This is a genomic window from Chlorobium ferrooxidans DSM 13031 (assembly GCF_000168715.1).
Classification (GTDB): Bacteria; Bacteroidota; Chlorobiia; order Chlorobiales; family Chlorobiaceae; genus Chlorobium; species Chlorobium ferrooxidans.
The window spans coordinates 1-9,810 of the sequence record NZ_AASE01000038.1 but is presented as its reverse complement, the minus strand read 5'-3'; the positions used below and the strand labels follow the sequence as shown (position 1 = coordinate 9,810).

At 50.2% G+C, this 9,810-nt stretch carries 11 protein-coding genes and 2 pseudogenes; 7 read left to right on the top strand and 6 right to left on the bottom strand.

What is annotated here, in order from left to right; genetic code table 11:
* From CFERDRAFT_RS11320 to CFERDRAFT_RS11305, 4 genes are all read left to right on the top strand, one after another.
* Positions 1–861: glycosyltransferase family 2 protein (locus CFERDRAFT_RS11320; RefSeq protein WP_006367364.1), on the top strand; the 861-nt coding region annotated here is incomplete at its 5' end.
* Positions 858–1,988 (top strand): glycosyl hydrolase family 8, encoded by a 1,131-nt coding sequence (locus tag CFERDRAFT_RS11315; protein ID WP_006367363.1) that lies wholly within the window; start codon positions 858–860, stop codon positions 1,986–1,988. The genes CFERDRAFT_RS11320 and CFERDRAFT_RS11315, both read left to right, overlap by 4 nt.
* Positions 1,981–2,220: a hypothetical protein gene (locus tag CFERDRAFT_RS11310; protein ID WP_006367362.1), complete on the top strand. Its 240-nt coding sequence runs from the start codon at positions 1,981–1,983 to the stop codon at positions 2,218–2,220. The genes CFERDRAFT_RS11315 and CFERDRAFT_RS11310 overlap by 8 nt, the downstream gene beginning before the upstream one ends.
* Positions 2,210–2,407, top strand: a complete 198-nt coding sequence (locus tag CFERDRAFT_RS11305; protein ID WP_040433841.1) for a hypothetical protein — start codon at positions 2,210–2,212, stop codon at positions 2,405–2,407. The genes CFERDRAFT_RS11310 and CFERDRAFT_RS11305 overlap by 11 nt, the downstream gene beginning before the upstream one ends.
* 56 nt (positions 2,408–2,463) lie before the next feature.
* Here CFERDRAFT_RS11305 and CFERDRAFT_RS11300 read toward each other — a convergent pair whose 3' ends face one another.
* The 5 genes and pseudogenes from CFERDRAFT_RS11300 to CFERDRAFT_RS11280 all read right to left on the bottom strand — a co-directional run bounded on the left by CFERDRAFT_RS11300 (position 2,464) and on the right by CFERDRAFT_RS11280 (position 4,848).
* Complete coding sequence (locus CFERDRAFT_RS11300; protein ID WP_006367361.1) at positions 2,464–3,519, bottom strand: cytochrome-c peroxidase; 1,056 nt, start codon at positions 3,517–3,519, stop codon at positions 2,464–2,466.
* Positions 3,520–3,911: 392 nt separating this feature from the next.
* Positions 3,912–4,058, bottom strand: a pseudogene (locus tag CFERDRAFT_RS12710) (type II toxin-antitoxin system RelE/ParE family toxin); the annotation flags it as partial.
* 133 nt (positions 4,059–4,191) lie between these two features.
* Complete coding sequence (locus tag CFERDRAFT_RS11290; RefSeq protein ID WP_040433837.1) at positions 4,192–4,374, bottom strand: hypothetical protein; 183 nt, start codon at positions 4,372–4,374, stop codon at positions 4,192–4,194.
* 67 nt (positions 4,375–4,441) lie between these two features.
* On the bottom strand, positions 4,442–4,648 hold the full coding sequence (locus tag CFERDRAFT_RS12705; RefSeq protein WP_006367365.1) for a type II toxin-antitoxin system HicA family toxin: 207 nt from the start codon (positions 4,646–4,648) through the stop codon (positions 4,442–4,444).
* A complete protein-coding gene (locus tag CFERDRAFT_RS11280) occupies positions 4,645–4,848 on the bottom strand; it encodes a type II toxin-antitoxin system HicB family antitoxin (protein WP_040433835.1) in 204 nt (67 codons plus the stop codon). The genes CFERDRAFT_RS12705 and CFERDRAFT_RS11280 overlap by 4 nt, the downstream gene beginning before the upstream one ends.
* Before the next feature lie 348 nt (positions 4,849–5,196).
* On the opposite strand from CFERDRAFT_RS11280, the gene tgt reads away from it, so the two are divergent.
* The gene (gene tgt / locus CFERDRAFT_RS11275) at positions 5,197–6,330 is read left to right on the top strand and encodes a tRNA guanosine(34) transglycosylase Tgt (protein ID WP_006367360.1); all 1,134 of its coding nucleotides are present in this window, start codon (positions 5,197–5,199) and stop codon (positions 6,328–6,330) included.
* Positions 6,317–7,612 carry a 30S ribosomal protein S12 methylthiotransferase RimO gene (gene rimO / locus CFERDRAFT_RS11270; RefSeq protein ID WP_156778079.1) on the top strand — a complete coding sequence of 432 codons (1,296 nt, stop codon included), beginning with the start codon at positions 6,317–6,319 and terminating at the stop codon, positions 7,610–7,612. Before tgt ends, rimO begins: the two co-directional genes overlap by 14 nt.
* 211 nt (positions 7,613–7,823) lie before the next feature.
* Here the strand turns inward: rimO and CFERDRAFT_RS11265 are convergent, their stop codons facing one another.
* A complete protein-coding gene (locus tag CFERDRAFT_RS11265) occupies positions 7,824–9,128 on the bottom strand; it encodes a DUF1598 domain-containing protein (RefSeq protein ID WP_006367358.1) in 1,305 nt (434 codons plus the stop codon).
* Positions 9,129–9,300: 172 nt separating this feature from the next.
* On the opposite strand from CFERDRAFT_RS11265, the pseudogene CFERDRAFT_RS11260 reads away from it, so the two are divergent.
* A pseudogene (locus CFERDRAFT_RS11260) lies at positions 9,301–9,810 on the top strand (carboxymuconolactone decarboxylase family protein); the annotation flags it as partial.

Here is a 9,810-nt window from a genome sequence, read left to right as displayed (position 1 = left end):
CTCGTGGCCAATGCCCAGCAGGCTGTTTTTTTTGAGTATGTCTGTGAAGCAAAATCCTCCCATGACTCAATGTTCTGCTGCGGAACCAATGTCGTGATCCGCCGGAGCGCGCTTGAGGATGTTGGCGGATTTGAAGAGGATACGGTTACGGAGGATTTTGCAACCTCACTGAAACTGCACAGGAATCACTGGAAGTCGCTCTACTACAACAAAGCTTTCACCTTCGGCATGGCTCCCGAAGATCTGGGCTCCTATTTCAAACAGCAGAGCCGATGGGCAATGGGCAGTTTTCAGCTCTTCCGGAAGCTGCTTTTTCTCTTTTTGACCAATATCAGGGCGATCAGGCCGATCCAGTGGTTTGAGTACGCTCTCAGTTCAAGCTACTATTTTATCGGATGGGCGGATCTCTTCCTGATGGCCGGGCCGATTATCTATATCTTGTTTAACATTCCATCCTTTTTTATGTCTCCGGAGGTCTATCTGTTGACCTTTGTGCCCTATTTACTGCTCTCATTTATGGTCTATTACGCAAGCATGAGAGAGAAGAACTATTCGGCACGTAATATTTTCAAGGTGCAGATGTTGAGTATGTTGACGATGCCGGTCTATGTCTGGGCCTCTCTGCAGGTCCTGTTCAACCGGAAAAAAGGGTTCCAGATTACCTCCAAGGAGGGCGCAAGAAGTGTTCCGTTGAGAACACTCTCCATACAGCTCTCATTGCTCGCCGTGCATCTCGTTGCCTTGAGCTGGGGAGTTGTAAGGTTTTATCATGAGCCGACTGCAGCAATTGCCCTGAACATAGTCTGGATCGGGCTTCACTCGCTCATGTTTTCGGCAATATTCTATTTCAACAAAAAATGAGAACTCTTTTCCCGCTGCTGCTCCTCTCTCTCTTGCCTCTTCTATCGAGCAGTTGTTCAGCCACGCCGGTCGATCCCGAAGAGATCGTTCGCGGTTCGTGGGTTCATTACAAACGCACGTTTATTACAGAAGGGCGGGTAGTCCGGCCGCAAAACAGTAATGATACGGTCTCCGAAGGTGAGGCTTACGCCATGCTCCGCGCTGTGCTGATGGATGACAGAAAAACCTTTGACGAATGTCTTGCGTGGAGCGAAGCAACACTTTCACGCAAAGAGTCGCATGGAGACGATCTGCTCGCATGGCATTTTGAAAACGGCAGGGTAAGCGATTCTACTGCTGCTTCTGACGCTGATATCGATTATGCTTACAGCCTTCTGCTCGCCTGGCGCACCTGGCAGGAGTCACGCTACCTCGACCTGGCCCGAAAGGTACTCCAGAGTATTCTTGACAAAGAGACCGTTCTTGTAAACAACAGACTCTATCTGCTTCCGTGGCCTGCCGGGGAAGGCGGGAGTACTCCTCCTGATAGTACGCCCCAGAACCCCTCTTATTATGCTCCATCCCATTTCAGACTCTTTTATGCGGTCACCGGGGACAAACGGTGGATGGAGCTGGTCGATACCACCTATGAGCTGCTCGGGCGTCTTCAGAAGAGCAACGACAATCCGGGTCTGGTACCTGACTGGTGTGCGCTTGACATGCAGGAAAATATTATCCCGATGCCGGGCAAAAAGCGTGTTTATGGCTGGGATGCGGTAAGGGTACCGCTACGGGTTGCTGCGGACTACCGGCTCAACGATGATCACCGGGCACTGCAGGTGCTGCGCATATTTTCAGAATTTTTTGAGCGGGAGTTCAGAGAAAACGGCAAAATTGTTACCGGTTATTCCGGTAGCGACGCAACAAAATCCTCCATGGAAAACCCGCTCTTCTATGCGGCAGCCTATGCAGCAACAGAGGCGTCAGACTCACCGATCGCGCCGGAAATGCTGCAGCGGGTCCGGGATTTTATCCACCAAAACAGTGATGAATACTACTACAATGAAGCTAACGACTACTATGTAAACAGCCTTGTATGGCTGACAGAGTATTTTCAGATAACAAAAAAAACAGCAACCAATGATTGAAAAACAGGAGTTAATCAAAAAGCTCAAGATGGCCGCACTCTCCGAAGAGGCCCTTGTGGCTCTTATTTCAAAACACCTGAGCATAGCGCTTAATCAGTCGCGCCTTGATGAGGAGGTGCTTGGTAAACTACGCTACCTTCTGGATATCCTGAAAGAGGATTCAATACTCCATGAAGCCATGCTCAACAGCCTTGTCGTTTCAATATCAAACAGCGAAACTAATGTATACTAATGAAGATCTGAGAGGTTTTTTCGACTCTCTGGGCAGGTATGAAAAACTGCAGCGTGATGTTGTGCGAACCATTGCCGAGAATGTTGAGGATCAGACGGTCAAACAGACGCTGTTGCGAATATCATCGGATGAGCAGCGCCACATGGATATCGTGCAACAGATGCTTGATCTTGTCTTTCCACAATAAAATCAAATCAGAGGGAAAGCGCTTGGAATGCTTTCCCTCTTTGACCTGCGAGAGAACTATTTCCCAAACGGCTGCGGAGCCGGGGTTGTGTCGGATGACGGCGGAAGCTGAGGCAGTTCGAATTTCGGCTGATCACCGGTCAGGCTCTTCAGGAATGCCACAAGAGAAGCATTCTCCTCCGGAGTATAGGTTTTGCCGAGCTGAATCTGACCCATAACCTCAACGGCCTTCGAAAGTGTTTGCGCACTGCCATCATGGAAATAGGGATAGGTAAGCTCAACATTCCGCAGGGTTGGCACCTTGAACTTGAAACGATCAGCGATATCTTTGGTTACCGCTATACGCCCGACCACCTTGCTTTTGGTCATAAACGGGGTCACAATACCCATTTTCTGGAATGAATTCCCTCCAAGCGCCGGGCCGTTATGACAGTTTGTGCAACCACTGCTCTTGAACAGTTCATAACCGGCAAGCTCCTCTTTGGTGATCGCTGCATCATCACCATTCAGCCACTTGTCAAAACGGGCATTGGGCGTAACAAGCGTCTCTTCGAATGCAGCTATGGCTGTTGTCACTTTGTCGATATCAATGGTATCAGCATTGAACACTTTTTTAAACTCATCCACATAGGCAGGAATGGATTGCAGCACCGAAACGGCAAGGTCGTGCGTGAATGACATCTCACCCGGATTGCCTATCGGCCCGCCAGCCTGCTCCTTGAGGTCTTTGGCCCGTCCATCCCAGAACTGCGCCAGATTCATGCCGGAATTAAGCACGGTTGGCGAATTGATAGGCCCCTGATTCCACTTATGGCCGACAGAGCTTTTCAGATTGTCGCTGCCGCCCATGCTGAGGTTGTGGCAGGAGTTACATGAAATAAATCCTGATTTTGAAAGCCGGGGATCAAAAAAGAGTTTTTTACCCAGCTCAACCATAGCCGGGTCAGCAACTTTCGGCGCAGCAATCGGAGTGACCGGCTCGCCTGTTCTCGGTTGAAGCACGGGAGCTGCGGGCTGAACAGCAGCAGGAACTGGTTTAGGTTCTTCTTTCTTGCTACAGGAGGTAACAACACCAGCAGCCAGAAGCGTTACAGCAAGGATGTGCATTTTCATGGCATCGTTCCGGATAAATTTTCAAAAGTCCTACTCGTCAGCAATCAATACCGAACAACTGTACTTCGAATTATAAAGTACTTTTTTTCCACCTAAAACGGCATAATTCACACTGAATTGAATCAAAAATATAAGCAGGTAACGATGTTGTTAGGTCTTGCCGTGTATCAGAGATTATATCCACTTCGCCATGAGCCAACCGCTGATAGCGTCTGCTACCTCCTTCCATTCCGGAGTCTCAATTTCATCATGCTCATTTTAACAGAAATGCCCTGACGATGTAGATTACGCTTGGCATTCCTCGAAGGTGTGGCAGGCCAAAGGCTGTAGCAGAGTTTGGTATCTGAACACGGCATTTATAACCGTCGTAGATGACTACCTCTTTTCAAAAGTCACTCCTGCGTCCAGTCAGGAGCGCCATGAATAACTCCGGTAATCCAGACTTCATTATTTTCGATGCGATACATAATACGGTAGGCGCTATAGATAACTTCGCGACAATCAGAATGCTGAATCTCCGGAATTATACGGCCAGAAAAAGGATATTTTTGTAATCAATCGGTTGCGGCAAATAACCGCTTGACAAACAATGAGGCTAACTCAAATGAATCTCATGCTATGTTTCCGCAATAGACTTGACATCTGCAAGGGGTGATGGAGCCCGGATCACAATCACTTCAGCCATTTCTCCAGTTTCTTCTTTGCCTTCACCTGCGAAACCCCCTTCCCCTCGCGAATCTCCTTTTCGGCGTGTGCAAACTTGATATTCACATACAGGGATTGAATGATCTCATCCATTGAGACATCATTCGGCAAAGAATCAATCACCTGTTTAGCCTTTTCTTTGTTGAGCATGCGTATTTTTATGATTCACAAATTGTATCGGTATTGATAACAACCACGCTTGTCATAAACTTTTTTCCTACAAATCTTCTTCTGTGATTCCTGCTACCTTCATAAAATGCCGGAGAAGACCGATTTTCAAATCATCATTTCCATGAACAGGCACAGATATTCTCGCTGAATTTCCGGGCTTCATGTAGACATGATGACTACCGTTTATGCGAACCAGAAGCCAGCCTCGCTTTTCAAGAAGCCACGCAAAATGTTTGCCTGAAACGGATTTCACACTACAAGCTCCATAACCCTGTCATTCCCGGAAATCTCGATTTTTTCCAAATCGACAGAAAGGCATGCATCAACTGCTTCATGCAAGTTTGTCAGAAGTTCTTCTATCGTTTCACCCTGCGTGGCACACCCTTGTATCGCAGGGACCTCTGCCCAAAAACCGCCTTCTTCGGCTGGATGTATAATAACTTTCAATTTCATATCAAGTTGTGTCTAAAGCTTTGATTCCTGTTTTATCAATATTCCTTCATCTCACGTAAATAATTATTCTGAAACTATTTCAAACATCCATTTCGCAATGAATCTGTCAATAATGCTCACGTTAATTATACGGTTTATTGCTAACGGCTCCAAAATGTTCAGCCGCACCCGCAAGCGACAGTGCAGCTTTTTGTTTTGTGCGGGGATTGGGGTACCTTGACAGGTTCAAAATCACTATTATCAGGATTTAAATGGCCTGTTAACCGTCGTGAGCGGTTTGAGAGCGATCCCGACACGTCGGGACAACGAAGCTTTCGAAACGCGCAACAGGTTAATGTTTCTACAAAGATGAAATTCACCCTTCTTCAAACCGACCCCCGTTCAGCCGCACGGTGCGGAGTGCTCAATACTGCGCACGGCGCCATACCGACACCGGTTTTCATGCCGGTAGGCACCAGAGCCAGCGTTAAATCGGTTGAACCGCACGAGCTTAAAGAGAACAACGTCCATATTATTCTCGCCAACACCTATCACCTCTACCTGAAGCCCGGCAACGATATTATCTTAAAAGCCGGAGGCGTGCATAAATTCATGAACTGGGACGGGCCGCTCCTGACCGACAGCGGCGGCTACCAGGTCTACTCGCTCTCGGAGCTGCGCAAGATCAGCGAAGAGGGGGTGATCTTCAAGTCACACCTTGACGGCTCCATGCAGCAGTTCACGCCGGAAAACGTGGTAGATACCCAGCGCATAATCGGCAGCGATATCATGATGCCGCTCGACGAGTGCCCGCCTTCCATGGCTGAAAAGGAGTATATCCGCAAGTCGGGAGAGCTCACCATCCGCTGGGCGGCACGGGCTAAAAAAGCGTTCAGTTCAACCTCCCCGCTCTACGGCCATGATCAATACCTGTTCGGCATCACGCAGGGGGGCATTCACAACGATCTGCGGGAGGTATCCATAAAAGCGCTGGTCGATATGGATTTTGACGGCTACTCCATCGGCGGTATGGCGGTTGGAGAACCGGCACCGGAGATGTACCGCATTCTGGAACTCTCTCACACCCTCCTGCCGGAGCAGAAGCCCCGCTACCTGATGGGGGTCGGCACACCCGAAAACATCCTGAATGCCATCGAGCGGGGCGTTGACATGTTCGACTGCGTTATCCCGACCCGTGAAGGGCGCAACGGCAGGGTCTATACCCGTCATGGCAAGATGAACCTCCGCTCCGCCAAATATGCCACCGACTTCTCCCCGATTGACGAAGGGTTCGATAACGACGTCTGCCGCAACTACTCCCGCGCCTATATCCGCCACCTCCTGAATGTTGGAGAGATACTCGGGCTCAAGATCTGCACCCTGCAGAACATCTCCTTCTTCATGTGGCTCACCGCAACTGCCCGTACCCATATCCAGCAGGGCTCGTTCCTGGAGTGGAAGGATGATTTTCTGAAACGATTCAATGACAATGACAAAGCATAACGTATTTCTGTTGAGCCTCGGCTGCTCCAAAAACACGGTCGATTCCGAACGGCTCATGGCGCAGGCCGAAGCCTCCGGCATCACCTTTACCGAAACGGCTGACGAGGCCGATACCATACTCATCAACACCTGCGCATTCATTGAGGATGCCAAGGAGGAGTCGATTGCCGAAACGCTTGCAGCCATCGGTAAAAAAACCGAAGGAAAGGTCCAGCGTGTCTACATGATGGGGTGCCTCACGGAGCTTTACCGCAAGGAGCTTCACGAAGAGATGGAGGAGGTTGACGGATTTTTCGGCACCCGCGAACTTCCTGAAGTGCTGGCGGCTCTCGGGGCGGTTTATCGCGAGGAGTTCTATGACCGGCGCTCGCTGCTCACCCCTCCCCACTACGCATATCTCAAGATCGCCGAAGGGTGCAACCGCGCCTGTTCCTTCTGCTCAATCCCGAAAATCAGGGGGCGCTACATCAGCCAGCCACCCGAACAGCTTCTGCGCGAAGCCGCGCTGCTGAAGAGTGCCGGTGTACGGGAGCTGAATGTGATTGCGCAGGACATCAGCCTCTACGGCTACGACCTTGAGGGGAAGAGCCTCCTGAACGACCTGGTGCTCCGTCTTTCTGATATGGAGTTCGACTGGATCCGGCTCTTTTACGCCTACCCGGTCGGCTTTCCGCTTGAAGTGATCGACACCATGCACGAGCGGGCGAACATCTGCAACTATCTCGACATTCCCCTGCAGCACGGCAACGACCGCATCCTGCGTTCAATGAACCGGGGGATCAACAAGGCGGAGACCATCAAGCTCATCGAAACCATACGCGAAAAAAATCCCGACATCCGGCTGCGCACCACCATGATTGCAGGCTACCCCGGCGAAACCCGTGAAGAGTTCGAGGAGCTCTTGCAGTTTGTGGAGGAGAGCCGTTTCGACCGGCTCGGCTGCTTCCCCTATTGCCACGAGGAGCATGCACCCTCATTCAAGCTCGAAGAGAGCCTGACGATGGAGGAGAAGCGCGAACGGGTAGCAGAGCTGATGGAGCTGCAGGAGTCCATTTCGGCCGAGAATAACCGGGTATTCGAGGGGAAAACCATCAAGGTGCTGATCGACCAGATCGAAGCCGATACCGCCCTCGGCCGCACCGAGTATGACGCACCGGAGGTTGACAACGAGTGCATCCTTGACCTCAATAACCAGCCGGTTACAGTCGGATCATTCTGCATGGCAGAAATCACCGACAGCGGCGCATACGAGCTCCACGGAAGGGTGATTGAGATACTGTAGTTTTCCGGATTGTCATCCCGATGACCGACTTGTCGGGAAGAGGGATCCCGCTGGATTGGAATCGATCAAACCAGGATAGATCCCTCTCTTCGTTCGGGATGAAAGATAAAAAAAGAGGGATGACACATTATGAGAGCGGAATGACAATGGAGAAAGCTGAGCATCAAACAAGATTCTAAAACAGCCCTAAAATCCTTGTTCAACCTCACCTCTATTTTTTCCGGACATCCCATGATAATGCATTTGAAGAGGGTCTTGCGGTTAACACTTCAACTCTCAGTTCTGCCTGTTTGCCTGAGGAATCCTTGACGAAGTTTTTATCGCTCACATCGATATTCATACCAACGCCACCACAACTTGGCATCCAAAGCTGCATGATTGAATATCCGCCCTTAATCTTTTTTCGATGGCTGAAATTCCGGACATTGGATCGACCGGGAAGCTGGCGGCTGACGGATGTTGACGGAAGCTGAAAGCGGTCCAGGAAATACTCCAGATCCACTCCCGACTCCGTAACTGCAGACTTGATTTTCATGATTTTGGCAAGAGCAACAAAGCGAAAAAGATTTTCAAGTTCTTTATAGATCGGTCGCAGTTCAGCCAATTCAGCGTACCGGGTCGTGAAACTTCTGGTGAACTCGACCGCCAGGGCGTCGGTCTGTCCCGCTCCGAGGATCTTTCCGCTCTGACCAATATACTCTGCTTCAGTGAGGAGGGTTACAGGGCTGTTTTTAATGGTTATTATCCCCTGATCCTGCACATAAGCATTCTCTCCCGGATAGAACCAGAACCGGTTCAGGCTTGAACGGGGAATTGAAAGCGATCGCCCTTGAATAATGTCGGTCTTCGCTCTCGACATGGTTATATCAGTCAAGCTGGAAAATCCCTGAATATTCAATGAATCCGTCCCGTCCACCACTCTCTTCATATCGTAATCAGCATTTACCATTACCTGAGCAAAATGGGTATCAAAAGGAATTCCAAGAACTCTCACACTCTGTGGTAACCGGCACGTGCTCTGCCACTCCTGAATGCCGGTTTGAGAAGAAGCTCCAACAATCTTCTCCCCGACTTGCTGAAGTCGCCTCATAACCTCTGGATCCGGATCAATGGAACAGCCAGGATAAGTGTAGTAATAGGTGTTTCCTTTCAGAACAGCATATTTGAACCAGGTATTTCTGAGCGCTACAACAAAGTCTTCCAGATGGAGCGGAGGCTGACCTGCCTCAACCCGCCCAATGAGGATCAGGTCATTGGTGGACCTGTCGAACACATAGCCGGAAACAGTCGTCAGGTCATTCAGCAAGAGCAGTTTTTTATCATAAGCTCCTTTTTTCTGATCATCCTGAAGCCTTTGTTGAAGAATCCTGAGGGAAATAGCCCTCGTTGGCAGTTCAACTGCTGGCGTGCGGAGGCTCTTTACTGATGCTTCATCCCCGGCTTTGCACCAAGCCGCAGATGCGCTCAGAAAACATGAGAGCACCATTACCATTACTGCAAAAAACCGTATTTTCATTACTTTTCCCTATTTGAAGATGTGTTCACAGGTCAATATACTATACACTCATGCATTTTGGTTCATGACGCAGATCCTGAATAATCGAAACGTGTTAACACTTTCTGTTTCGTAACCGCACGGAAAAGGTGATGAGTGAACGGGAAGCCGAAATATCAAATCAGATACCGTCATGACCATCCGCTATATCACATCATCTGCACCGGCTGACACCCTTTCCGGAAAGGTGCTCGGCCAGATCAAAAGGGAGTTTGGAGCGGAGGTTGAGCCCTTTACCCTGCACCTGCCGGTTCCGGAGCTGCTTGCCGGAGTCTGGATCGCTGTCCGCGAGACGCTGCTTGCCGGGAGCGGACGGAGGGATGCAAAAGAGGTGGTTGCCGCCGCTGTCTCGTCGCTCAACCGCTGCCCCTACTGCCTTGATGCCCACAGCATCATGGTGCTTGAATCCTCAGGACATGACTACTCGAAGGCTCTTGCAGATGGAGCCCCGGAACAGATAGAGGATGCGTTCCTCCGTGAGGTTGCCGAATGGGCGAGAGCAACCCGAACCCCCGGTTCGCCGCTTCTTGCCACAACTCCCTTCAGCACCAAAGAGGCGCCTGCGTTTATCGGCACAGCGGTTGTTTTTCACTACATCAACCGGATGGTCACCATTCTGCTCGGCAGTTCAACCCTCCCCTTT